The sequence below is a fragment of the Micromonospora sp. IBHARD003 genome, assembly GCF_056106285.1.
In genome coordinates this window covers 1,232,794-1,255,829 of sequence record NZ_JBWBBX010000001.1, presented here as the reverse complement: position 1 = coordinate 1,255,829, position 23,036 = coordinate 1,232,794, and the positions used below count along the sequence as shown (strand labels likewise).

General features: G+C 69.3%; 25 protein-coding genes and 2 pseudogenes. 14 read left to right on the top strand and 13 right to left on the bottom strand.

The features are described from left to right. Positions 1 to 18 precede the first annotated feature (18 nt). Positions 19 to 486: a pyridoxamine 5'-phosphate oxidase family protein gene (locus ACTWOL_RS05515; protein WP_474294902.1), complete on the bottom strand. Its 468-nt coding sequence runs from the start codon at positions 484 to 486 to the stop codon at positions 19 to 21. A 134-nt stretch (positions 487 to 620) separates the two neighbouring features. Here ACTWOL_RS05515 and ACTWOL_RS05510 point away from each other — a divergent pair, with 134 nt between their 5' ends. Continuing rightward, a complete protein-coding gene (locus ACTWOL_RS05510; RefSeq protein WP_474294900.1) occupies positions 621 to 1,268 on the top strand; it encodes a cysteine hydrolase family protein in 648 nt (215 codons plus the stop codon). Here the strand turns inward: ACTWOL_RS05510 and ACTWOL_RS05505 are convergent. From ACTWOL_RS05505 to ACTWOL_RS05495, 3 genes and pseudogenes are all read right to left on the bottom strand, one after another. Continuing rightward, positions 1,255 to 1,743 (bottom strand): Rieske (2Fe-2S) protein, encoded by a 489-nt coding sequence (locus tag ACTWOL_RS05505; RefSeq protein ID WP_474294898.1) that lies wholly within the window; start codon positions 1,741 to 1,743, stop codon positions 1,255 to 1,257. The two genes, ACTWOL_RS05510 and ACTWOL_RS05505, sit on opposite strands and share 14 nt — an antisense overlap. 299 nt (positions 1,744 to 2,042) lie before the next feature. After that, positions 2,043 to 2,579, bottom strand: a pseudogene (locus ACTWOL_RS05500) (substrate-binding domain-containing protein); the annotation flags it as partial. Between the two features lie 106 nt (positions 2,580 to 2,685). Then, entirely contained in the window at positions 2,686 to 3,024 is a 339-nt protein-coding gene (locus tag ACTWOL_RS05495; RefSeq protein WP_474294895.1) for a helix-turn-helix domain-containing protein, read from the bottom strand. Positions 3,025 to 3,697: 673 nt separating this feature from the next. Here ACTWOL_RS05495 and ACTWOL_RS05490 point away from each other — a divergent pair. After that, positions 3,698 to 4,072 carry a hypothetical protein gene (locus ACTWOL_RS05490; protein ID WP_474294893.1) on the top strand — a complete coding sequence of 125 codons (375 nt, stop codon included), beginning with the start codon at positions 3,698 to 3,700 and terminating at the stop codon, positions 4,070 to 4,072. 139 nt (positions 4,073 to 4,211) lie between these two features. Here the strand turns inward: ACTWOL_RS05490 and ACTWOL_RS05485 are convergent, their stop codons facing one another. From ACTWOL_RS05485 to ACTWOL_RS05470, 4 genes are all read right to left on the bottom strand, one after another. Continuing rightward, positions 4,212 to 4,520 (bottom strand): SCO5918 family protein, encoded by a 309-nt coding sequence (locus tag ACTWOL_RS05485; protein WP_474294891.1) that lies wholly within the window; start codon positions 4,518 to 4,520, stop codon positions 4,212 to 4,214. A 58-nt stretch (positions 4,521 to 4,578) separates the two neighbouring features. After that, positions 4,579 to 4,977, bottom strand: coding sequence for a CBS domain-containing protein (locus ACTWOL_RS05480; RefSeq protein WP_474294889.1), 399 nt, complete (start codon positions 4,975 to 4,977; stop codon positions 4,579 to 4,581). A 45-nt stretch (positions 4,978 to 5,022) separates the two neighbouring features. Beyond that, the gene (locus tag ACTWOL_RS05475) at positions 5,023 to 6,516 is read right to left on the bottom strand and encodes a DEAD/DEAH box helicase (RefSeq protein WP_474294886.1); all 1,494 of its coding nucleotides are present in this window, start codon (positions 6,514 to 6,516) and stop codon (positions 5,023 to 5,025) included. A gap of 357 nt (positions 6,517 to 6,873) precedes the next feature. After that, positions 6,874 to 7,077, bottom strand: a complete 204-nt coding sequence (locus tag ACTWOL_RS05470) for a cold-shock protein (protein WP_119101634.1) — start codon at positions 7,075 to 7,077, stop codon at positions 6,874 to 6,876. 1,517 nt (positions 7,078 to 8,594) lie between these two features. On the opposite strand from ACTWOL_RS05470, the gene ACTWOL_RS05465 reads away from it, so the two are divergent. The 3 genes from ACTWOL_RS05465 (at position 8,595) to ACTWOL_RS05455 (ending at position 10,823) form a co-directional block, all read left to right on the top strand. Then, positions 8,595 to 8,777, top strand: coding sequence for a hypothetical protein (locus ACTWOL_RS05465; RefSeq protein WP_474294884.1), 183 nt, complete (start codon positions 8,595 to 8,597; stop codon positions 8,775 to 8,777). Between the two features lie 122 nt (positions 8,778 to 8,899). Continuing rightward, on the top strand, positions 8,900 to 9,382 hold the full coding sequence (locus tag ACTWOL_RS05460) for an Asp23/Gls24 family envelope stress response protein (RefSeq protein ID WP_474294882.1): 483 nt from the start codon (positions 8,900 to 8,902) through the stop codon (positions 9,380 to 9,382). A gap of 682 nt (positions 9,383 to 10,064) precedes the next feature. Continuing rightward, on the top strand, positions 10,065 to 10,823 hold the full coding sequence (locus ACTWOL_RS05455; protein WP_474294880.1) for a GAF and ANTAR domain-containing protein: 759 nt from the start codon (positions 10,065 to 10,067) through the stop codon (positions 10,821 to 10,823). A 322-nt stretch (positions 10,824 to 11,145) separates the two neighbouring features. On the opposite strand, the gene ACTWOL_RS05450 is transcribed toward ACTWOL_RS05455, so the two are convergent. Beyond that, complete coding sequence (locus tag ACTWOL_RS05450) at positions 11,146 to 11,469, bottom strand: sigma-70 family RNA polymerase sigma factor (RefSeq protein WP_474294879.1); 324 nt, start codon at positions 11,467 to 11,469, stop codon at positions 11,146 to 11,148. 146 nt (positions 11,470 to 11,615) lie between these two features. Then, positions 11,616 to 11,834 (bottom strand): annotated as a pseudogene (locus ACTWOL_RS05445) (sigma factor); the annotation flags it as partial. A 94-nt stretch (positions 11,835 to 11,928) separates the two neighbouring features. On the opposite strand from ACTWOL_RS05445, the gene ACTWOL_RS05440 reads away from it, so the two are divergent. The 7 genes from ACTWOL_RS05440 to ACTWOL_RS05410 all read left to right on the top strand — a co-directional run bounded on the left by ACTWOL_RS05440 (position 11,929) and on the right by ACTWOL_RS05410 (position 18,051). Further along, complete coding sequence (locus ACTWOL_RS05440) at positions 11,929 to 12,792, top strand: HipA family kinase (RefSeq protein WP_474294876.1); 864 nt, start codon at positions 11,929 to 11,931, stop codon at positions 12,790 to 12,792. Continuing rightward, complete coding sequence (locus ACTWOL_RS05435) at positions 12,789 to 13,184, top strand: DUF3037 domain-containing protein (RefSeq protein WP_474294874.1); 396 nt, start codon at positions 12,789 to 12,791, stop codon at positions 13,182 to 13,184. The genes ACTWOL_RS05440 and ACTWOL_RS05435 overlap by 4 nt, the downstream gene beginning before the upstream one ends. A gap of 185 nt (positions 13,185 to 13,369) precedes the next feature. After that, a complete protein-coding gene (gene fabG / locus ACTWOL_RS05430) occupies positions 13,370 to 14,131 on the top strand; it encodes a 3-oxoacyl-ACP reductase FabG (protein WP_474294872.1) in 762 nt (253 codons plus the stop codon). 61 nt (positions 14,132 to 14,192) lie between these two features. Beyond that, entirely contained in the window at positions 14,193 to 14,915 is a 723-nt protein-coding gene (locus ACTWOL_RS05425; RefSeq protein ID WP_474294870.1) for an SDR family oxidoreductase, read from the top strand. Between the two features lie 120 nt (positions 14,916 to 15,035). Then, positions 15,036 to 16,613: an ABC transporter substrate-binding protein gene (locus tag ACTWOL_RS05420; protein ID WP_474294868.1), complete on the top strand. Its 1,578-nt coding sequence runs from the start codon at positions 15,036 to 15,038 to the stop codon at positions 16,611 to 16,613. 102 nt (positions 16,614 to 16,715) lie between these two features. After that, on the top strand, positions 16,716 to 17,399 hold the full coding sequence (gene ung / locus ACTWOL_RS05415; protein WP_474294866.1) for a uracil-DNA glycosylase: 684 nt from the start codon (positions 16,716 to 16,718) through the stop codon (positions 17,397 to 17,399). Positions 17,400 to 17,610: 211 nt separating this feature from the next. Beyond that, positions 17,611 to 18,051, top strand: coding sequence for a hypothetical protein (locus tag ACTWOL_RS05410; RefSeq protein ID WP_474294864.1), 441 nt, complete (start codon positions 17,611 to 17,613; stop codon positions 18,049 to 18,051). Between the two features lie 12 nt (positions 18,052 to 18,063). Here the strand turns inward: ACTWOL_RS05410 and ACTWOL_RS05405 are convergent, their stop codons facing one another. Together ACTWOL_RS05405 and ACTWOL_RS05400 are read right to left on the bottom strand one after the other, a co-directional pair. Beyond that, positions 18,064 to 18,576, bottom strand: coding sequence for a DinB family protein (locus ACTWOL_RS05405; protein ID WP_474294862.1), 513 nt, complete (start codon positions 18,574 to 18,576; stop codon positions 18,064 to 18,066). A gap of 83 nt (positions 18,577 to 18,659) precedes the next feature. Next, positions 18,660 to 19,253, bottom strand: a complete 594-nt coding sequence (locus ACTWOL_RS05400; protein ID WP_474294860.1) for a TetR/AcrR family transcriptional regulator — start codon at positions 19,251 to 19,253, stop codon at positions 18,660 to 18,662. Positions 19,254 to 19,331: 78 nt separating this feature from the next. On the opposite strand from ACTWOL_RS05400, the gene ACTWOL_RS05395 reads away from it, so the two are divergent. Next, positions 19,332 to 20,537, top strand: a complete 1,206-nt coding sequence (locus ACTWOL_RS05395) for an FAD-dependent monooxygenase (protein WP_474294858.1) — start codon at positions 19,332 to 19,334, stop codon at positions 20,535 to 20,537. 21 nt (positions 20,538 to 20,558) lie between these two features. Beyond that, complete coding sequence (locus tag ACTWOL_RS05390; RefSeq protein WP_474294856.1) at positions 20,559 to 21,464, top strand: Gfo/Idh/MocA family protein; 906 nt, start codon at positions 20,559 to 20,561, stop codon at positions 21,462 to 21,464. Here ACTWOL_RS05390 and lnt read toward each other — a convergent pair. Then, on the bottom strand, positions 21,388 to 23,016 hold the full coding sequence (gene lnt, locus ACTWOL_RS05385) for an apolipoprotein N-acyltransferase (RefSeq protein ID WP_474294854.1): 1,629 nt from the start codon (positions 23,014 to 23,016) through the stop codon (positions 21,388 to 21,390). The two genes, ACTWOL_RS05390 and lnt, sit on opposite strands and share 77 nt — an antisense overlap. Positions 23,017 to 23,036 lie beyond the last annotated feature (20 nt).

Sequence of the window (23,036 nt, the reverse complement as noted above, 5' to 3'; positions counted from 1 at the left end):
CCGCCCGGGCCGCCGCTCTCACGGCGTCGCCATTTTGCGGAAGTCCCATGACGCGACCGACTCGGGCGTGAGCCGCACCCAGGCGTGACGGCCGTCGTGCGGCATGGCGTCGAGGCCGAAGTTCTTCCGCGCGAAGAGCCGCTCGACGGCCTCGAGCTCCGGCAGCGGATCGCCGGTCCTCGGGGACTCGCCGACGAACACCGCGGTGCCGGACAGCTCGGCACCGCGCAACTCGCCGTACTCCTCGCCGGTATCGATGACCACCGCGATCCGCGGATCGCGTCGCAGGTCCGCCCAGCGGCGGCTGCGGACGATCGAGTACAACCACAGCGAGGTACCGTCCCAGACGAACCAGAGGGCGCTGACGTGCGGTCGCCCGTCCGCCGACACCGTCGCCACCCGGCAGGTGCGCTGCTCGGCGAGGAAGTCGTCCAGCTCTGCCTGCGTCATCATGATCCGGCGACCGCGGCGCTGCGTGACGGGCATGCCCTGCGCTCCTCCTGATAGCTGACGGGGTGACAGAAATGATGAGGGCTCTTCCTTCCCGACGCAATGCCCGATAACCTCACGCGCCCGCCGGGATCCGGCAGCCCTTAGGGGGCTCAGCGGAGGAGGAAGCGATGCCCTTACGCGAACGGCTGGCGCGGCAACTCGACCCGGACGGCACCGTGCTGCTCACGGTCGAGTGCCAGAACGGCGTCGTCGGTGACGACAGCGCACTTCCCGAACTCGCCGCCGAAGCCCGCTCGTCGGGCGCGCTCCTGCGCGTCGCACAGCTGGTCGCCTCGGCACACGAAGCCGGGGTGCAGGTGGTGCACGCGGTGGCCGAACGGCGGCCCGACGGACGCGGATCGAATCACAACGCGCGTCTCTTCCGCGCCGCGCGGAGTCTTCCGGTCCAGCAGTACCGGGGGACCGCGGCGGTCCGGGTCGCCGAGCCGATAGAGGTCGCGGAGCAGGACATCGTCGTGAGCCGGCTGCACGGGCTGTCACCCGTCGCCGGAACCGGCGTGGACGCGCTGCTGCGCAACATGGGCTGCCGCACCCTGGTCGTCACGGGAGTCTCGGTCAATGTGGCGATCCCGAACGCGGTCTTCGATGCCGTCAACCTCGGCTACACGGCGGTCGTCCCTGCGGACGCCATCGCGGGGGTGCCCCCCGAGTACACCCCCGCGATGGTGGCGAACACGCTCGCTCTCGTCGCCACCGTCACCACCACGGACGACGTGCTCGCGTGCTGGAAGGGCCCGCGGGTCACGCGAGCCTGATCGAGTCCCCCTCGACCACGATCGACGCGGGCGGCAGTGGAGAGGTCGCCGGGCCTTCGTGCACGCTTCCGTCGGACGCGTCGAACATGCTGTTGTGGCAGGGACAGTTGATCATGTTGTCGGAGACGTTCTTGACGGCGCAGCCCTGATGCGTGCACTTGGACGAGAAGGCCTTGAACTCGCCCGCCTTCGGCTGCGTCACCACCACGTCGCCGATCACCTTGCCGCCGCCTTCGGGGATCTCCGACGTCTTGGCGAGTACCTTGCCGCCGCCCCCCGATGTGCCGCCCCCGGACGTGCCGCCGTTGGTTGCACCGCCCTTGGTGCCGCTGTCGGCGGCCGGCTCGCCTCCGGAGCCGGTTTCCTTCGACGAGCCGCCGCACGCCGTGAGTGCCACGGCAAGCCCTGCCCCGCCCGCCGCCGCGACGACGGCGCGGCGTGCCACGGTGTGCGCCGGTCCCTGCGTTCCGCTCATGCGGGCTCTCCTTTCCGCCGTCGGCCCGAGTCCGGACCGACTTGTGAAGTTCTACGGGACCGGACCCCACGCCGTTCAACGACCACGCCGGGAAACCGCACAGTAATCTGGCCCGATGCTCTCCGAAGTCACGGCGACCCGTTACGTCACACCCCTGCGTGAGGGCGGTTCGCTCCCGGGCATCGTCGAGGCCGACGATCTCGGTACCTACGTCATGAAGCGTCTACCTGGTGGCGCTGACCTGCGGCGATGCCCCCGATCTTGCCTCTGAGCTGGGCAGTTGGCTGTTTCCGGCCCTTTCAGGATCGTGCCGTCTTATGCAATCGATTCTCCCCACGCGCTCCCCAGGGCCCGTCATTCTCCCCAGATTCTCCCCAAGGAGCGACCTCCGCTTCGGGCCAAAAACCGAGGGAAGTCGGCGGGTATGAGACCCCAGCGCAGCCACGCTGTGTAGCTCCCGCTTCTAGCGGTGAGCCCTGACCGTCCTGAGCGGCGACTGTCACTACGGGACAGACCCAAGAAAAAGACACTCCCCTCGGTGCAGTCGGGCCACCGTGGACGCCGGGAACTTCAGCCGCGGCGCGAGCTGCACATTCTGCGGGACGTGGCCCGCTCGCGCAGGCGTTGGATGATGCGGCGCATCGCGGTCTGGCCGAGGGTGTGGCGGGCGGGTTCGACCGCGGTGAGGGGAGTCGGCCAGGCCGACGAATTCGGTCGTATCCCACGACGGCGAGGTCGTCCGGGACGACGAGGCCGCGGCGGCGGGCCTGTTGGACCAGGAGGGCGGTCTCCTCGTCCAAGTGGGTCAGGACCGCGGTCGTGTAGTTCGGGCCCCCGCCGCCAGGGCGGTGGAAATGGGCGGCTGCAGGACTTCCGGTCCGCCCGCTCGTCCCGGATGCGAGACCCTTCGTGCTCCGACCGGCCGTGTGTGCCTGGACGGCCTTATTGGGGGTTGTCGTGCTGTTCGGCGGCGGCGCGGCGGAACTCTGCGTTGATGCGCTGAGCTTCCTCGAGCTGGTCCTCGAGGATGACGATGCGGCAGGCGGCCTCGACGGGCATGCCCTGGTCTACGAGTTCGCGGGCGCGGGCGGCGATCCGCAGTTGGTAGCGGGAGTACCGGCGGTGCCCTCCCTCCGAGCGGAGCGGGGTGATGAGGCGGGCCTCACCGATGGCGCGGAGGAAGCCGGGGGTGGTGCCGAGCATCTCGGCGGCCCGTCCCATGGTGTACGCGGGGTAGTCGTCGTCGTCCAGGCGACCGCTGAGCGGAGTGTCTGCTGTCATTCTCACCTCGTTGTGCAACGCGTCGAGGGGCCCTGATGCCGTGCGGCACCAGGGCCCCGAAGGAAATTCAACACCATCTGTCGGCCCTCATGCTGTGCCGACCATCTGTTTCCGCTGACCCGCCCGGGAGAGGGCGGGAGTGCGGAGATCGCGGATGCGTGACCGGGGACCACCTTCCATTCCGGGGTCTTGCGGACCCGGGGCCGAATCTTCCTTGCCCGGGCGATCCTGATGGCGTCTGCTTCCTCCGTTCTTCTGCTATGTGAACCACTTGCCAAACCGGTACTGCTGGTGTTGCTGTCGGCAGCCCCTCAACCTGCGGGCTGCCCAGTGCGTCTGCCAGTCCCGTCGCCATCCTGCGTACACCTTGGCTTCGGAACTCCACAGGCGTACTGACCTGCGAACTTCATGTACCGCTCCCCGCCAGTTCGTCTCTGCCGGGCTCATTTGACCGTGTCTATGAGAGAAACTCTAACCATGCAACCACCCAATGTCTACTCTGACGAGAGTAGATTTTGGAGCACTTCAGGCAGAGGTAATGTGCTGCCTGCAACGGCGGCCCGTGGTGCCGACCTCGTCGGCTCAGGGTCTCAGCAGGAGCGCCGGGACGTCCGCCGTTGCGTTCCAGAGGGGGCCCACCCAGCAGGCCGGGCCGAAGAATAGGATCGCTCTCATGCCGAGCACTGACGACCTGCTTGTTGACGTCGCCGCCATGGTGGAGTCCGAGCAGAGCACTCAGATGTCCCTGACTGTGATCGTCGGGGGCGCTGTCATCACCGGCCGGTTGGCGCCCGAAGGCGAGTGGAAGCAGCGTGTGTCGGAGGTCCTGAGGGACTCGGACCGCCTCGGCCCGTTCTCCGACGTCTTTGCGGCCGGCCAGACGCAGGTCAGGCCGGAATCCCGCGGGCGGCCCACGCATCTGCACTTCCACGTCGCCCGGATCCTGCAAGGCAGCATCGGGATCCCCGAGACGGGTGGGATGTACCGCGTCGCGATCAAGGACGTCAGCGGCTGGACCGTCGGCGACTTCAGCTACTCCGACCGCTGAGTCACCGCTCCCGACCGCCTGGCGCGCCCGGGAGATGCCGCGTGTCGACCGGACGCCGACACACGATGAGGGCTCGACCGGCGCGCGCCGGTCGAGCCCTCATCGCTGTCCTGGTCTCGGCTCTTGCCTGCCCCGTCGGTTACAGGCGCGCGGGGATGCCAAGCAGTGCCGACGCCTCCTGGAGCGGACTGAGGACGGGCGCGGGTGCGGTTTCGGGGAGGTTGTGGCACGTGAAGCCGAGAAGGGTCATGGCCCTGATGACTTCGCGGGCAGTGAAGTCGCGGCGGTCCTGCCGGGTGATGACTTCGCCAACTTGCTTGACGGGGTAGACGCGTCGGCCGATGGTCACGGACTCACCCGTGATCGGCTCGGGCTTGACGCCCTTCATCGACGCAACCACCCCACTCTTGGACAGGTCGAAGGGGAAACGGGCGATGACGCAACGCATGGTGCCTCACAGGAGAAGGGAGAGAGGTGTGTCCGGGGCGGGGGCGGGGCGGTGCGGATCAGCGTGAGAGGGCGAGAACGCCCACGGCGCAGCCGTGCTCGTCGACGACGGGCACGGCCGCGAGCTGCCGGCACCGCATCGCGTGCTCCGCTTCGACCATCGTGGTCACGGGCGAGGTGAACGGTCCGCAGTCGCCGACGATGTCCCGCAGACGGATCCGATCCGTGTAAGCGGAGCTGTCGCGGACGACGGTGAGCTGGGTCTGAGTGATCAGGCCCGTGCACCGGCCGTCCTCGTCGCAGACGAGCAAGTAGGCGGCACGGGCACTGGCCATGACGGACAAGGCCACCTCTACGGTCATGTCGTCCCAGACCTGCGGTCCAGGCGCGTCCATGGCGTCGACCACGGTCCTGGCGGCGGAGTCCATCGGGCGTGCCTGCATCTGAACCAGCGTCAAAGGGTGCCTCCTGGAGTAATGGGCAAGCGTCCTGATCAGGAAGTTCTAGGCCGCCGCGTCGAAGTCGGAATGCCGCTGAGCCGGGCGGCGCACCGCCTGGCGGGGGCGGCGGTCCTGGGCTGTACGACCGCGCCGACCGCGGGAGGGGGAGGCGCTGCGCTGAGGGCGGTCGACCACCGGTGCCGTGATGGAGACCGGGATGCCCGACGGGGTTTGCGCGCCGGTGATGCGGCTCAGTTCGGCCTCGCCCGAGCGGACCTGGCTGGTCTGCGGGCGGATCCCGGCATCCGCCATGAGGCGGACCATGGCGCGGCGCTGGTTGGACGTGACCAGGGTGACGACGAGGCCGGACTCGCCGGCGCGGGCTGTGCGGCCGCCCCGGTGGAGATAGTCCTTGTGGTCACCGGGCGGGTCCACGTTGACCACCAGGTCGAGGTTGTCGACGTGGATCCCGCGCGCCGCGACATTCGTTGCCACCAGCACCGTCACATGCCCCGACTTGAACCGGGCCAGGGTCCGGGTGCGCTGCGGCTGCGATTTTCCACCGTGCAGCGCGGCGGCCCGTACACCGCTGTTCAGCAGGTGCCTGGTGAGCTGGTCGACCGCGTGCTTGGTGTCCAGGAACATGATCACCCGGCCGTCCCGCGCCGCGATCTCGGTCGTCGTCTGATACTTGTCCGCGGCGTGCACGTGGAGCACATGGTGCTCCATCGTGGAGACCGCAGCCGCGGACGGGTCGACGGAGTGGACCACCGGGTCGGCCAGGTAGCGGCGGACCAACAGGTCGACGTTGCGGTCCAAGGTGGCCGAGAACAGCATCCGCTGCCCCTCGGGACGCACCTGATCCAGCAGCGCCGTTACCTGGGGCATGAAGCCCATGTCGGCCATCTGGTCTGCCTCGTCCAGGACGGTGATGCCTACCTGCCCGAGGCGGCAGTCGCCCCGCTCGATGAGGTCCTTCAGCCGACCTGGCGTCGCGACCACCACCTCGACCCCACCACGCAGCGCGCCGGCCTGCCTGCCGATCGACATCCCACCGACCACAGTGGCCAGCCGCAGCTGCACAGAGCGGGCGTACGGAGTGAGCGCATCGGTGACCTGCTGTGCCAGCTCGCGAGTGGGTACCAGCACCAGGGCCAGCGGCTGCCGCGGCTCGGCTCGCCGGCCGGCCGTACGTGCCAGCAGCGCGAGGCCGAAGGCGAGGGTCTTGCCGGACCCGGTGCGGCCGCGGCCGAGTACGTCTCGTCCCGCGAGCGAGTTCGGCAGGGTCGCCGCCTGGATCGGGAACGGTACGGTCACGCCTTCGGCGACGAGTGCAGCCAGCAACCGCCCGGGCATGTCCAGATCGGCGAACGCCTTGGCAGCGGGCAGCGCGGGGGTGATCGTTACAGGCCGGGCGAACTCTCCCTGCGGCGCAGCCGAGCGGCGTCCGTTGCCACCCGAATGGCTCGGGGCGTCGGAGCGGCTGCTGCCCCTTCCGGAGCGGGAACTGCCGGTACGGGAACGGGTGAAACGGTCGTTCGTACGTGCGCGGTTCATGCAGAACCTTCCTTGAGGCGGCACGCATCAAGGAATCCCTGCAGCAACGAACAACAAAGGGAATCACAAGAACGAGCCAGAATAAATGCGAAAGTGGACCTGACCGGCGGGAAATGCTCACGGGTCGAGGCGCTGAATGGGCGGCGCGATCCGGGGCGGATTGCCGGGGCGTCGAGTGTGGGAAGCTCTGCGGACTCGCATCCGGATTTGAGTAGAGCATCCGCCGGTGGGACTGCGGCACACGGAATCATGCCGGCGATGGAACGGCCGCAATGGGAGAGGTCACGCTCTGGAATGCAAAGAGCTGGGGCTCGCACCCAAAGTGCGGGCCCCAGCTGCGAACTGCGCGCGTCAGCGTCAGGCGGGAACGATGTTCTCGGCCGTCGGGCCCTTCTGGCCCTGTGCGATGTCGAAGTTCACCTTCTGGCCTTCCTGTAGCTCGCGGAAACCTTGGGCTGCAATGTTCGAGTAGTGGGCGAACACGTCAGCGCCGCCACCGTCCTGCTCGATGAAGCCGAAACCCTTTTCCGCGTTGAACCACTTCACGGTGCCAGTTGCCATGTCAAATCTCCTTCGGGGCAGAGTCCGCACTGTGCGGAGTCCGCGTCGCCGCGTTGATTGCCCCGCCCGGAAAATGACCGGTAGTACAAAAGCACTCCCATTGGCGCGGAAAGCCGGTGAGAGCACTTGACGTTCTTGGGAACCACAACTGCAACTGAGTCGACAGTAGCACGGGGCGATCGGCTGTGCACGGTAAACAATTTGGCTCCGTCTGTTGCATCAGAAACCCTCATCGCGCGTTGCGTCGATTTCTCACTTCACGGCCACAGATATTGCTTCGCCGGGAACACAGCGTTTCCGCCGAGGGCGCCATGCGCCAGGGCTGCAATGAGGTTCGCCGGGCAGAGGGCCTACGCGACTGCAGCCCCTCTCGGTCTGGCGTGGCGCGTCGGTGAGGCAGGGATGCGGCCTTCTGGCGGGAGATCAGTTCGGCCGGCCTGGGACGTCGGTGTCGTTTGTTCAGACCACGGAGCCGAGTGAGGCGAGGATGCCGGTCGGCTCGGCGGGTTGTGCAGTCGGTCTCGGCGAAGACCCAGCGGATCTTGCCGTCACCGACGATGACGTACGGGGCGGGCAGCGGCAGGGCGCTTGGGCGGCCGGCGTTGACGATCTGGCGGTCGGAGCCGAGCTCGTCGTCAATGGAGGCCACACTCATGTCACTTGCGTTCCTGTCCGGCGTGGAGCTCTCAACGAACCCGAAGACCGCGCAGCGGCGCCGACTGCTGCGCAGACAGGCCGTGGCCTCGGAGGTTTCGAGGCCCTGTTCCTGACTGGGCGGGGTGCGGGACAACCGGCTCGCCGTCTGCTGAGGCTGTAGGCCGGGCAGCTCGGGTTGTGCAGGCTTGGGCAGCTTCTGCGTAGACGTATCGACCGGCACGACAACGGACCCTCGGGGGAAGCAGGTCATTGCGACCGGCGCCGGGACATGGTTTGGCGACGTAGATCGCTTGCCGCGTGCTGATCTCGGTCATCGTCTCGCGCGTTACAGAGGACAGGTACTGGTGCTCGGTAGCGGCGTGCCCGGCAGTCTCTGGGTGGTCGGGCGACTCCCGAGGCTGCCGGCCGGGGCAGAGTGGCGCGGTAGCGGGGCGCAGGTCCCCGCACCACGCTGCTTCTACGGGTGGGACGGGCCACGCGCAATATCGGCCAGCATGGTCACTCCTGACTGGTCCTACGGGGAACGACACGCCTGGCAGCCGTTCAACAGCGCGAGATGGGCTCGTCCACCGAACACAGGACGGATCGACCGAAGCTCGGGTCGGCCAGGAGGACTGCCGTGATTATGAGCGACGGGCGAGCAGGCCGCTGGGAGCCCACTGATATTGCGGATCAACGGATTGACCTTGGCGCCGTCGTGCAAACGGAGGCACGCTGAATGGGAACACACTTCCAGCGGCGATCTGGGCTTCGAGCGATGTGAGGATGAGGCGCGATCTGCTGGCCTTGCCCGACCCTGCGGCTGGTACGGAGGGAGACGCAGTCCTTGGCCTCACGCTGTGCCTGGGAGGCGATTGGCCATGGCACTGTTCCTGATCTTGATCCTGGTGGCTGTCGTTCTGGGATTCATCGGCGCGGTGGCGGAAGGGCTTGGCTATCTGCTGGTCATCGCCATCCTGCTGTTCGTGGCCACCGTTGCCGTCGTCGCCCAGCGCTGGTCCCGGGGAAGCGGGCGGGGAAAGAGGCGCCGGACCTTGCGGTGACACCAGGGCCGGCGGTGGCCGACCTGGACCGAGCGGCGGCGTGCCTTAGCTTGTACCGCATTCCATAACATTCACCGGGCTCTTCCCGATGCCTGGCTGATGATCGAGGAAGGTGGCTTCCCATGACGGAGGCGACCAGCGCAACCAAGACCCAGCCCCGCTCCCCGGGTGCCACGACGTTGCAGGGAAAGACCGGACCGAACGAGGTCCCGGCGACCCGGGGCAGGACGACCATCGCGGAGGGAGTGGTGGAGAAGATCGCCGGGATGGCGGCACGGGAGGTGCCGGGCATCAACGCCTTGGGAGGCGGTCTCGCCCGCACCATGGGCGCGGTACGGGACATGGTCCCCGGCGGACGGACGAGCGTCACCCGTGGGGTCAAGGTCGAGGTCGGCGAGCGTCAGACCGCCATTGACCTCTCCGTCGTCGTGGAGTACGGCGTCGCCATCACCGACACTGCCGGAGAGGTCCGCGAGAACGTCATCGCCGCGGTGGAGCGGATGACCGGCCTGGAAGTCGTCGAGGTCAACATTGCCGTCACCGACGTTCACCTGCCGGACGAAGCGGAAGAAGAAGGTGCGGCCGGCGCAGGGCGTGTGCAGTAGTGGTCACCAGGGGCTCACTGCGGTTCCAGGGCGTTACTGTCGGCTGCTCACGGGGCGTGGTCGCTGTGTCCGCACACCCAGGCCAGGGCGTCGTGCACTCCGCGGCCGTAGTCCCGCGGGCCGGGCCGGCTGGTGGGGTCCTCCAACTGCACCACGGCCGCGTCCACCTCGGCGGTCAGTGCCTGAAGGTCCGGGACACCCTCTGCGGCGCCCGCACCCGTGACCAGCGAGCGGTCCGTGCGTCCCAGCGCCCACCGGTAGGCCGCTGATGCGCCACTGGAGAACTGGAGACGGGTCCCGCTCCGCCGCCCCGGCGCTCAGTCGCTTCTGCGCCAACTCGATGTCGGCGTAAGCCCTGGTACCCACCAGTGACTCCTCGCCCTGCCGCGTACTCCCATGACTGGTCATTCCGCACGTATACCCTGCGCGGGTCCCGTGATGTCCGGTCCTGATGGCGTGTTGTCGCATTGCGCCCGCGTTGACGGCTTCTGGCGGCCACCGGAGGGAAGCGTCGAGGACCGTGCACGAAGCCGCAGAGGTCTGAAGCCGGATCGACGACACATGAGGTGGCCCCTCGGGTGGTAGACGAACTCCACCCCTTCGGGCGCCGGGCACAGCCGTCCCTTCCCGCTCGAAGGGTGCTGCCGGGCCGAGAGGCGCACGGCTGAAAGGGATGAGAACCATGCTGGAGGAATCACCATCGATCGTGCATGACGTCTCGGTCGCAGCAGCCGTGGGGCGACGCACGTTGCCGAACCGGCTCTGTACCGCGTTCACACAGTCGCTGGGCGCGCAGCGGGCGGCCCTGTCCTGGCTGCCCCGACTGGAGCACTGGCAGCTGCTGCATGCTACCGACGAGCCGGCCCTGCAGGCCGAGGCCGCACAGTTCACCCGCGCCGACGGCCCTTCGGTCAGCGCCGCACTCGAGATGCGGCCCGTCTTCGTACCCGACCTGCGCCACTCCCCATGCCGCACCGGCCCGCGCCTGTCCGAGGAGCTCCCCGGCATCCACCACGTGCTGGCACTCCCGCTGCACGCCCGTCACACCCCGATCGGCGTGGTCAGCCTCTACTACACCCAGCGCACCCACGTGACCGACACACACATCACCCACGCCCAACAGGCGGCCGGGCTCGCGCTGGAGGCACTGCTGCGCTGGCGGCCCGTGCACGCCAGCACCGACTGCCAACGCCCGGTGTGGACCACCGACACGCGCGCGGCGCGCTGGGAGCGCATCCACCAGGCCGCCGGCTATGTCGCGGCCCGCGAAGACTGCGCCGCTGCCGAGGGGCTGGCATGGCTCCAAGAGGTGAGTGCGCGTGATGGGGTGTCGCTGCTCGACGTAGCCGACACCGTCCTGCAGCCCTCTCACGCCCACCAGGAGATGCCCGGAGCCGAGGACTCATTGCCCAGGCAAGAGGCGGTTTCAGTACCGGCATGAATGCTGGCCGAACTGCGGCCGACCATCAGCAAATTCGCCGATCTCGCAGAGAGTGAGGGGGAGCGCCCGGCGCGATCTCATCCGGCGGACGCGCCGGTTCCCCGAAGCCTCCGCCGGCGCCCTGCGGTGATAGGACGCGTCTGTGGGGAGAGGATCTGGCTTACGCCGGGGCGACGCCCAGCTCCCTGGCCGGGGCACAGACAGTCTCAGGTGGATCGGCGGGCGCATACCGAGTACCGAGTTGATGTACCCATCTCCGGCCTGGCACGGCTGCGGGACGCCGAGGAAGGCATCCCGCAGCCACCGGCATCCTGAACTGCCGCTATCGCTGAGAGGACAGCCTGCTGCGCAGCCGGGCCAGCGTGCGGGCGAGCAGGCGGGAGACGTGCATCTGGGAGATGCCGAGTTCGGCGCCGATCTCCGGCTGGGTCAGGTCGCGGAGGAACCGCAAAGCCAGGATCTTCCGGTCGCGCTCCGGCAGCGCGGCGATCAGCGGCTTGAGCGCAACCAGGTCTTCGATCCTCTCCAGATCCAGGTCGTCGATGCCGATGTGGTCGGCCAGGGCGTCTGCGGCCTCGTCGTCGTCGGCCGGCGCGTCCAGCGACGCGGCGCTGTAGCTTCTGGCGGCTTCCAGTTCCGCGACCACCTCATCCGTGTCCAGGGCGAGGTGTTCGGCGAGCTCGGCGACTGGGGGGGCCGGCCCAGGTCCTGCTCCAGAGAGGCGGTGGCGCTCTGCAGGGTCGCGCTCAGCTCCTTGAGACGGCGTGGGACGCGCACGGCCCAGGTGGTGTCCCGGAAGAATCGCTTGATCTCGCCGATGATGGTGGGCAGGGCGAAGGTGGGGAACTCGATGCCGCGCGTGGGGTCGAAGCGGTTGATCGCCTTGATCAGGCCGATGGTGCCGACCTGGAGGACGTCCTCCAGCGACTCGCCGCGGGTGCGAAGTCGCTGGGCGGGACGAAGGGGCGCGCCGTCATCGACGGACTGCTTGCCGGTCGAAACTCCCCAGATTCTCCCCAGGGCTGAGCGGGGGCGATTCCCCAGGCTGCGCGGCGCTCAATTGGTCCGTGGATTGCCAGGTGGCCAAGCCGTATAGCCTGGGGAAATGCTGACAGAAGTCACAGCGACCCGCTACGTCACGCCGTTGCGTGAGGGCGGTTCGCTCCCGGGCATCGTCGAGGCCGACGATCTCGGTACCTACGTCATGAAGTTCACCGGAGCCGGTCAGGGCCGCAAGACACTGGTCGCCGAGGTCATCTGCGGGCAGCTCGGCCGCAGGCTCGGGCTAAGGATCCCCGAGCTCGTGCAGATCCAGCTCGATCCGGTGATCGGTCTCGCCGAGCCGGACCAGGAGGTGCAGGAGCTGCTCAAGGCCAGCGGCGGCCTCAACCTCGGAATGGACTTCCTGCCCGGGTCCATCGGCTTCGACCCGCTCGCCTACGAAGTCGACTCCGCTCAGGCGGGCCGCGTCGTCTGGTTCGACGCGCTGATCAACAACGTCGACCGGTCCTGGCGCAACCCCAACATGCTGGTCTGGCACGGCGATCTGTGGCTGATCGACCACGGCGCCACCATGATCTGGCACCACAACTGGCCGGGCGCGCAGAGCTCGGCGGCCAAGCCCTACGACGCCTCCGACCACGCCCTCGCGCCGTTCCGGCCCGACATCGCCACGGCGGCCGCGGAGCTCGCGCCACGGGTCACCGAGGAACTGCTGACCGAGGCGGCAGCGGACGTGCCCGACGAATGGCTGGTCGACGAGCCCGGCTTCGCCTCCACCGACGCGGTGCGCCGCGCCTATGTGGAGGCCTTGCTTGCGCGCGCCGCGACCATTCACGAGCGGATCACCCTGAGCGCCCCGTCCAGGCCCCGCCCCTCGCAGGCACCGGGCTGGCTCACGGAGCACCTCACACCCTGGCCGCACCCCACGAAGAAGGACCGGAACGGCGCGAAGGACGGCGGCAAGTGAGCACGAGCGGTGCGGAGCGGGATGTGTTCGAGTACGCGCTGCTGCGCGTCGTCCCCCGGGTCGAGCGCGGCGAGTGCTTCAACGCGGGCGTGGTGGTCTACTGCCGGGCCAGGTCCTTCGTCTCCGCCCGCGTCCATCTGGACGAGGCCAAGCTGAGGGCCCTGGACCCGCAGGCGGACGTCAGCGGAGTGCGCGCGGCGCTGCACGCCGTCGAGGGCGTCTGCAGGGGCGGGGACGACGCCGGGCAGGCCGCCCGTGACGATGCGGGGCGGCGCTTTCGCTGGCTGATCGCCCCGCGCTCGACGGTCGTCCAGCCGGGTCCTGTTCACACCGGTCTGACCGCCGATCCGGAAGCCGAGGTCGAGCGGCTCCTCGACGTCCTGGTGCGCTGATCGACACTGATCGACCCCCTGGCGCAGGTGAACCAGCGCCCGGAAAGCGGGGGGTCCGTTGACACCGGGTGCCAGGGCTTCTAGCGTCTCGTGCAGCTAAAGGTACTAAGCGGTCGCTCAGCCCTTTCCCTGGGCCGGGCCGGGCGACCCTGTCCACCGGGATCCGAGGGCGAGGAGAACCAACCATGTCCAGCACCGAGCAGCGCGTTGCCATCGTGACGGGGGCGGCGCGCGGCATTGGCGCCGCCACCGCAGTACGCGTGGCGGCCGAGGGCCGTGCCGTCGCCGTACTCGACCTCGACGAAGCGGCCTGCAAGGACACCGTCGAGAAGATCACCGCGGCCGGCGGCAAGGCCGTGGCCGTGGGCTGCGACGTCTCGGACTCCGCCCAGGTCGAGGCTGCGGTGGCGCGGGTCGCCGCCGAGCTCGGCGCGCCGACGATCCTCGTCAACAACGCCGGCGTCCTGCGCGACAACCTGCTCTTCAAGATGAGCGAGTCGGACTGGGACACCGTGATGAACGTCCATCTCAAGGGCGCGTTCCTGATGTCCAAGGCCTGCCAGAAGCACATGGTGGACGCCGGTTTCGGCCGGATCGTCTCGCTGTCTTCCAGCTCTGCGCTGGGCAACCGCGGACAGGCCAACTACTCCGCCGTGAAGGCGGGCCTGCAGGGCTTCACCAAGACCCTCGCCAAGGAACTCGGCAAGTTCGGGATCACCGCCAACGCGGTCGCCCCCGGCTTCATCGTCACCGAGATGACGGCGCAGACCGCCGCGCGCGTCGGCATGGGCTTCGAGGACTTCCAGGCCGCAGCCGCCACCCAGATCCCCGTGCAGCGCGTCGGCCGGCCCGAGGACGTGGCCAACGCGATCGCCTTCTTCACGGGCGACGACGCGGGCTTCATCTCCGGCCAGGTCATGTACGTGGCCGGCGGACCGCTCAACTGAACCGGAGACAAAGGCAATGACCTTTTCGGAACTCCCCCCGCTCTCCGGCAAGGCCGCCCTGGTGACGGGCGGCAGCCGCGGGATCGGCTACGGCATCGCCGAGGCGCTGGTCGCCCGCGGTGACCGTGTGTGCATCACCGGGCGCAACGAGGACGCCCTCAAGGAGGCCGTCGAGCGGCTCGGCGGCGACCGGGTGCTCGGCGTCGCGGGCAAGGCCCACGACGAAGCGCACCAGGCGGCTGCCGTCGAGCGTGCGATGGAGACCTTCGGGCGCCTGGACTTCCTCGTCAACAACGCGGGCACCAACCCGGTCTTCGGGCCCATCGCGGAGCTCGACCTCGCCGTGGCGCGCAAGGTCTACGAGACCAATGTGATCTCGGCACTGGGTTTCGCCCAGCAGACGTGGAAGGCCTGGCAGAAGGACAACGGCGGCGCGATCGTGAACATCGCGTCGATCGCGGGTATGTCCGCCTCCCCGTTCGTCGGCGCGTACGGAATGAGCAAGGCGGCGATGATCAATTTGACCCAGCAGCTGGCGCATGAATTCGCGCCGGCGGTTCGGGTCAATGCGATCGCACCGGCCGTGATCAGGACAAAGTTTGCAGAAGCGTTGTACGAGGGCCGGGAGGCCGAGGCGGCGGCCGCTTATCCGATGGGCAGACTGGGCATTCCCCGTGACATCGGTGGCGCAGCGGCCTTTCTCACCTCAGATCAATCGGATTGGATCACAGGGCAGACACTTGTCGTCGACGGCGGTATCTTCCTCAATGCCGGAGTCCACTGAGTCGTTTTGGGTCTGAATGGCCATGGATTGCCTTAAGTGCCCCGCCGGACGTCTTCGTCGCTCCGGCGGGGCGCTGCGGTATGGTGCGCCGACCCATGGCTGAACGAGGAGCGTGTGCACGTGTTCAACCGGACCATGCTGCGGGCGGCCGCAGCCGTTGCGTCCATATCCCTGGTGACGGGATGCGGCCTGTTTTCGGATGACGGCGCCGATGCGGGAAAGCCGGTTGTCGTCGGTACGACGAGTGCGCCCAGCACGCTTGATCCCGCCGCCGCGTGGGACGGCTCCTGGGAGCTGTACCGGAATGTGTTCCAGACGCTTCTGAGCTTCCCCACCGGGAGCACCAGCCCGCAGCCCGACGCCGCGGAGAACTGCAAATTCACAGATCCGACCAATACGTCCTACCAGTGCAAGCTCCGTCCCAATCTGACCTTCACCAATGGGCACAAGCTGGACGCGGCCGCGGTCAAGCACTCCATCGACCGGATCAAGAAGATCAATGTCAAGGGCGGCCCCAACGGACTGCTCGGATCGCTGAAGTCCGTTGAGACCGAAGGCGACCGGACCATCACGTTCCGGCTGACGAAGGCCGACGCCACCTTCCCGTTCATCCTCGCCACCCCCGCCATGTCCCTCGTCGACCCCGCCGACTACCCGGCGGACCGGCTCCGCGAGGACGGCAAGCTCACCGGCTCGGGTCCCTACACCCTGGAGGCCTACAGCGAGGGCGGCCAGGCGGAGCTCAAGAAGTACTCCGGCTACAAGGGCTTCGCCGACCTCAAGAACGAAGCGGTCACCATCCGCTACTTCAAGGACTCCGAAGCGATGGTGACGGCGCTCGAGAAGAAGGAGGTCGACGTCACCAACCGCGGTCTCACCGCGGAAGAGGTCATCTCCCTGCAGTCGAAGAAGCCGGAGAACGAGGGGATCCAGGTCGTCGAGACCGTCGGCGCCGACATCCGCTACCTGGTCTTCAACCCCAAGGACCCCGCTGTCGCGAAGCTTCCGGTGCGTAAGGCGATCGCCCAGGTCATCGACCGCGAGGCGCTGGTCGCCAAGGTCTACCAGGGCACCGCGGAGCCGCTGTACTCGATGGTCCCGAAGGGTATCGCCGGGCACACCACCAGCTTCTTCGACACGTTCGGCGATCCGAACGTCAAGAAGGCGAAGGAGATCCTCCGCGACTCCGGTGTCCAGACCCCCGTCGACCTCACCTTCTGGTTCACCAGCGACCGTTACGGCTCCTCCACCGCTCCGGAGTTCGCCGAGATCAAGCGGCAGCTGGAGGAGTCCGGCCTGTTCAAGATCTCCCTGCAGAGCAAGCCGTGGAAGGACTTCCAGGAGGGCTACAAGAACGGTCAGTACCCGGTCTTCGGCCGAGGCTGGTTCCCCGACTTCCCGGACCCGGACAACTTCATCGCGCCGTTCGTCGGCAAGGAGAACGCGCTCGGCACCCCGTACGAGAGCCCGGCGATCGCCGAGCAGCTCACGCTGTCCCGCAAGGAGAGCGACCGCGGAGCGGTGTCCACGCAGTTCGAGCTGGCTCAGAAGGAGCTGGTGAAGGACGTCCGGCTGCTGCCGCTCTGGCAGGGCAAGCTGTACATCGCGGCCAGTGAGGAGATCGCGGGCTGTGAGCGGGCCCTCGACCCCCAGACGATCATGCAGGTGTGGACGCTGGAGCGGAAGACCAGCTGGTAAGCGGTCGCGGCCGGGGCCGGATCCCGGCCGCCGGCCGTGATTGTCAGTGGCCGCCGGTAGGTTCTGTGAACGAGAACTGATCGCACACCGGAGGTTGTTGACGTGACCGACACCGACATGCTGCCCGAGTCCTGGCGCGGCGTCCTCGGCGAGGAGCTCCAGAAGCCGTACTTCAAGGAGCTCGTCGACTTCGTCGAGGACGAGCGCGCCAGGGGGCCGGTGTACCCGCCGCGTGAGGAGGTCTTCGCGGCGCTGGACGCCACGCCCTTCGACCGGGTCAAGGTGCTGATCCTCGGCCAGGACCCCTATCACGGGGAGGGCCAGGGCCACGGCCTCTGCTTCTCGGTGCGCCCCGGCGTCAAGACCCCGCCCTCGCTCAGGAACATCTACAAGGAGATGAAGGAGGAGCTCGGCCACCCGGTGCCGGACAACGGCTACCTCATGCCGTGGGCCGAGCAGGGCGTCCTCCTGCTCAACGCGGTCCTCACGGTGCGGGCCGGCGAGGCGAATTCCCACAAGGGCAAGGGCTGGGAGAAGTTCACGGACGCGGTGATCAGCGCCGTGGCCTCGAGGCCCGACCCGGCCGTCTTCGTGCTGTGGGGGAACTACGCCCAGAAGAAGCTGCCGCTGATCGACGAGGAACGCCATGTGGTGGTGAAGGGGGCCCACCCCTCGCCGCTGTCCGCGAAGAGGTTCTTCGGCTCGCGTCCGTTCACGCAGATCGACGAGGCGGTGGCGGCCCAGGGGCACGAGGCGATCGACTGGCGCATCCCCGACCTGGGGTGACACCCACCGGTCCGGTGCGCCTCCGGAGCCCGGTGGCGGGCGCTGTCGGCACTCCGGTGAACCGCCGGGCCCGTCTCCCCGGGGGGCCGGTCCGGGCGGCGGGCCGAGGCCCAAAGGCTGACAGGCCGGGCCCCCGGCCCGAGCCTGTGCCGGTTCTCCCACGGCGGCGGATAGCGTCGGGATCACCCGTGTCAAGGCGCTGGAGGCCGCAGTGAGCGAGCAGGGTGAGACGTCGGAGGACGCCGTCATGACCAGGATCGGGCAGGCGGTCATGCTGCTCCATGCCGGGGACCGCGAGGAGGCGCGCAATCGCTTCGGAGAGCTGTGGAAGCAGATCGGCGAGTACGGGCCGGCACTGCACCGCTGCACCCTTGCTCACTACATGGCCGACACCCAGGACGATCCCGGCGACGAGCTGGCCTGGGACCTGCGGGCGCTGTCGGCGGCGCAGGGGCTGACCGGAGCGTGCGCGTTCCAACCGGCGCTGCACCTCAACCTGGCCGCCGACTACCTCAAGCTCCAGCGGATGGAGGCGGCCCGGGTCCATCTCGACCGGGCCAGGGCCGCCTCCGTGGCGCTGGCGGACGATCGGTACGGCGACGGGGTCCGTGCCGCGATCGCACAGCTGGACCGTCAGCTGTCGGCGGACTGACCTCCGGGGCGGTCAGGCTCCCGTCGCACCGTCGATCCGCTCACGGAGCAGATCCGCGTGCCCGTTGTGACGGGCGTACTCCTCGATCATGTGGACGTAGATCCAGCGGAGGTTGAAGGGCCGCCCGGAGCGGTGCCTGCCTTCCGCCCGATCGTCCAGGGCCCGCGGGGCGGCCAGCTCCCGTGCGCGGGCGATCTCGGCCTGCCAGGCCTCGTACGCTTCCTCCCAGGTGTCGTCGGGGGAGAGGTGGAACTCCCCGTCCGGGTCCTCCTCGCCGTAGTAGAGGGGCGGGGCGTCCTCGTCCGCGAGGACCCGCCGGAACCAGTTCCGCTCGACGTCCGCCATATGACGGACGAGGCCGAGCAATGTGAGCTCCGACGGAGCGGCGGACGTTTCCCGCAGCTGCTTGTCGTCCAGTCCCGCACACTTCAGTGTGAGCGTCTCCCGGTGGAAGTCGAGCCAGCCTTCGAGCATGTCGCGCTCGCCGGCGGTCGTGGATGCCTTGGTGCGTTCGGAGGTGGTCATGAGGCGCATCGTTGATCATGTTCACGCCCGGCCGCAAGGCATTTCACGCCGTCCACGGCGCGGCCCCCGACTCCCTGGCGGGCTCAGGTCCCGAGCATGCCGTGCAGCAGTTCTCCGAAGCCCTTCCTGAGCTGGCTCCTGCTCGGTACGGAGGCGTGGTACGAGCCGGCCGCGCAGGAGAACATCAGCCCCTCGCACCAGGCCACCAGCGACAGTGCGTGCCGTTCGGGCTCGGCCGAACCCGCGCCGCGCATCATCGCGACCAGCGGCTCGCGGAACGCCGCGCCCGTCCGGTCGTAGAACTCCCGCAGCTCGGGCCGCCGGGTGGCCTCCAGGGCCAGTTCGTAGCGGCAGATCAGCAGCGCTCGATGGCCGGTCAGATAGCGGTGCAGCGCCAGCGACAGAGCGTCGAGCAGTCCGTCCGCACCCTGCGCCGCGGCGGGCAGCTCGTCCGGGGCGAGCACCTGCGCCTCCCGCTGCGCCAGCCGGCGTACGGCGGCTTCGAGCAGGGCCTGCCGGGTGCGCGCGTGGTTGGACGTCGACCCCTGGGGGAGCCCGGCCGCCTCGTCGACCGCCCGGTGGGTGAGCCCGCGCATCCCGCGCTCCGCGAGCAGGGTCAGTGCGGTGTCGGCGATCAGCTCGGAGCGGCCGGCGGAGCTGCTGGTGCGTGCGGTCATGAGGACAACCTACCGCTCGGCACTACTGCTGTAGTACGGTCACCGTGTCACTACATTTGTAGTAACGAGGAGGAAATCATGGGGCACACCCACACACCCCGGGCCGTCGTGGTCGGTGGCGGCATAGGCGGACTCACCGCGGCCGTCGCACTGCACCGCCAGGGCTGGGACGTCACCGTCCTCGAACGCGCCGCGGCCCTCGCCCCCGTGGGAGCCGGAATCGGACTCGCTCCCAACTCCCAGCGCGCGCTCGACGTCATCGGCCTCGGCGACCGGGTCAGAGAGCTGTCGGCCTGGCAGGGCGACGGCGGACTGCGCACTCCCGGCGGCCGCTGGCTGAACCGCACCGACAGCACCGCCGCCGCCGAGCGGTTCGGCGGCCCCCTGGTCCTGCTGCACCGCGCGACCCTGGTGGACCTCCTCGTGTCCGCACTTCCGGACGCAGCCGTACGCACCGGCGCCGCCGCCACGCTCGCCGACGCCGGTGACGACCGGCGGCCCGCGGTGGTCACCAGCACCGGCGGTGACCTCGAAGCCGACCTCGTCGTCGCGGCGGACGGCATCAACTCCGCTGTGCGGGGAATCCTGTTCCCCGCCCATCCGGGACCCCGCTACTCCGGCTGCACCACCTGGCGCATGGTGGTCCCCGCGCTCCCCGGCGCCTTCGCGCCGCACGAGACCTGGGGCCGGGGCCGCCTCTGGGGCACCCAGCCGCTGAAGGACGGACGCATCTACGCCTACGCGGCGGCCCTCGCGCCCGCAGGAGAGCGCGCACCGGACGACGAGCGGTCCGAACTGCTGCGCCGTTTCGGCGACTGGCACCAGCCGATCCCCGAGATCATCGCGCGCGCCGCATCCGGTCAGGTGCTGCGCCACGACGTCCATCACATGGCCGAACCGCTGCCCGCCTACCACCACGGCCGGGTCGCGCTCCTCGGCGACGCCGCCCACGCCATGCTGCCCACCCTCGGCCAGGGCGGCAATCAGGCCATCGAGGACGCGATCGTGCTCGCCCACCACATGGGCCGTGGACCGGACGTCGGCCCGGGCCTCGCCGCGTACACCAGCGAGCGGCTGCCCCGCACCATGGGCATCGTGCGCCAGGCGACCCGGACCGGCCGGATCGCCCTGCACGGGGGCGCCGTTCGCGACGTCCTCATCGCGGCGGTGTCACGCTTCGGCCCTGGACTCGTCCTGCGAGGCTTCGACGGCATCGCCGACTGGCACCCGCCACAGCGGCCGTATGCTGCCCCAGAGGCGCGGCGGCACACGGGCAGGCGCTGACTCGGGACGAGGGAGACCACGGTGAAGGTCGGCTGCATCGGGCTCGGGGACATCGCACGCAAGGCCTATCTACCGGTGCTGACCACCCGGGCCGATGTCGAACTCCATCTGCACACCCGCACGGCCACCACCCTCGACCGGATCGCCGCGGCCCACCACATCCCGGGTGCGCGGTGCCACACCAGCCTGGACTCCCTCCTCGCCCAGGACCTCGACGCCGCTTTCGTCCACGCGCCCACGCCCGTGCACCCCGAGATCGTGGCGCGGCTGCTGGAGGCCGGTGTGCCGACGTACGTGGACAAGCCACTCGCCTACGAACTCGCCGCCTCGGCCCGGCTGGTGGAGCTGTCCGAGCGGACCGGAACCTCACTCGCCGTCGGCTTCAACCGCCGCTTCGCGCCCGCGTACGCCCAGTGCCTGGACCACCCGCGGGAATTGATCCTCATGCGCAAGAACCGCGTCGGACTGCCCGAGGACCCGCGCACCCTCGTCCTCGACGACTTCATCCACGTCGTCGACACCCTCCGCTTCCTGCTGCCCGGACCCGTGGAGCACACCGGGGTGCGGGCCCGGGTCCGCGACGGGCTGATGCACCACGTCGTGCTGGAACTCTCCGGCGACGGCTTCACCGCGATCGGCATGATGAACCGGCGGGGCGGCTCCAGCGAGGAGATCCTCGAGGTGGCCGGGCAGGACACCAAGCGCGAGGTCCTCAACCTCGCCGACGTCATCGACCACAAAGGCCAGCCGACCGTGCGCAGGCGCGGCGACTGGGTGCCCGTCGCCCGGCAGCGAGGCATCGAACAGACGGTCTTCGCCTTCCTCGACGCCGTGCGCTCGGCGAAGTTCCTCAGCGCCCAGGACGCACTGCTGACCCACGATCTGTGCGAGCGGGTGGTGCGGGAGTCGCTCGAGCAGGCCTCCTGAGCGCCCGTGCCCCCTCGTACGCACACCATGCCGCCAGTACCGCCAGCGCGCCGTACACCGGCCAGTCCCCGAGCCGCGCATACGGAGTCGTGCCCTCGACGAGGGGAAGGGCGTACACGGCGGCGGCACTGTCGTCCGTGCCCAGCCGTTCGCCCACCCGCGCACCGTCCGGCTTGTACACCGCACTGACACCCGTGAGCGTGGCGTGCACCATCGGCCGGCCCGTCTCCGCCGCCCGCAGAGCCGCCAGCGAGGCATGCTGCGCCGGAGCCCAGCTCTCCTGGAAGGTCGAGGTCGCGGACTGCGCGATCAGTACGTCGGCGCCGTTCCTGACCAGCCGGCGGCTCATGTCGGGGAAGGCCGACTCGAAGCACACCAGCGGCCCCACCCTGACCGTCCTACCCGTACGCTCGTCGGGCACCGCCATCAGCACCTGACGGCTGCCGCGCATCCGGTCCTCGCCCGCAGCCCTGCCCACCGACGTGGCCCAGCCGAGCACCGCGCGGGCCGGTACGTACTCGCCGAACGGCACCAGCCGCATCTTGTCGTAGCGGTCCCCGGTCGGGCCGTCCGGCCCCACCAGCACACTGCTCTTGAAGATCCGCCCGTCGCCGTCGCCCGCAGTGTCTCCCGCGCGCCGCGCATCCACGTTCACCAGGATCTCGGCACCCACCGCACGCGACAGCGCGGCCAGCCGTGCCGCGAGATCCCGCCGGTCCGTCAGATCTCTGCCGACGCTGCTCTCACCCCACACCACAAGGTCCACGTCCTTGCCTGCGAGGTCCCGGGTGAGCTCCTCGCTCCGGGCGAAGCGCCGCTCGGGGCTCCCTGCGCCGTGGATCACCCCCGGCTGGACCACCGCGACCCGGAACACCCCGTCGGACCGCCCGCCCGGCCCGGGCGACGCCAGCCACACCACCCCCGTGCCCAGCGCACAGGCACACAGGCCCGCCAGCGCCGGGACCCGTGCCGAGGGGAGGGCCAGCAGCACGACCACCGCGGTGTTCACCGCGACCACGAGCAGACTCACCAGCCACACCCCGCCCAGCGCGGCGAGCCGCAGCGCGAACGGCACCTGCCACTGGCTCGCCCCGAGCAGTCCCCAGGGGCCGCCCAACCCCTCCCAGGACCTGACCAGTTCCACCATCAGCCAGCCGGACGGCACCACGGCGAGCGAGGCCGCGGCCCGGGCGGCGGACGGCCTCCCGCCGAGCATCGTGCGTACCAGCCACCCCCAGGGCGCCCACAGCAGCCCCAGCAGCGCCGCCACCACGACAAGGAAGACATGAAGATTCGGCAGCAGCCAGTGGTGGACGGCCAGCATGAAGCCGGTGCCGCCGAGCCAGCCGTCGAGGACCGCGCGGCGGCCCGTCGGCGCGGACCGGATCAGCAGCAGCCACGGCACCAGGGCGACGTACGCGAACCACCACAGCCCCGGCACCGGGAAGGTGAGGACGGGCAGCGCGCCCGCCAGGAGCCCGGCCGCCCCACGCCACCACGGCGACGACGAAAGGCTCGCCGGCCGCTCCCACCGGCCGACCGGAATCCGCATGCCGCGCCTCCCCGAGAGCT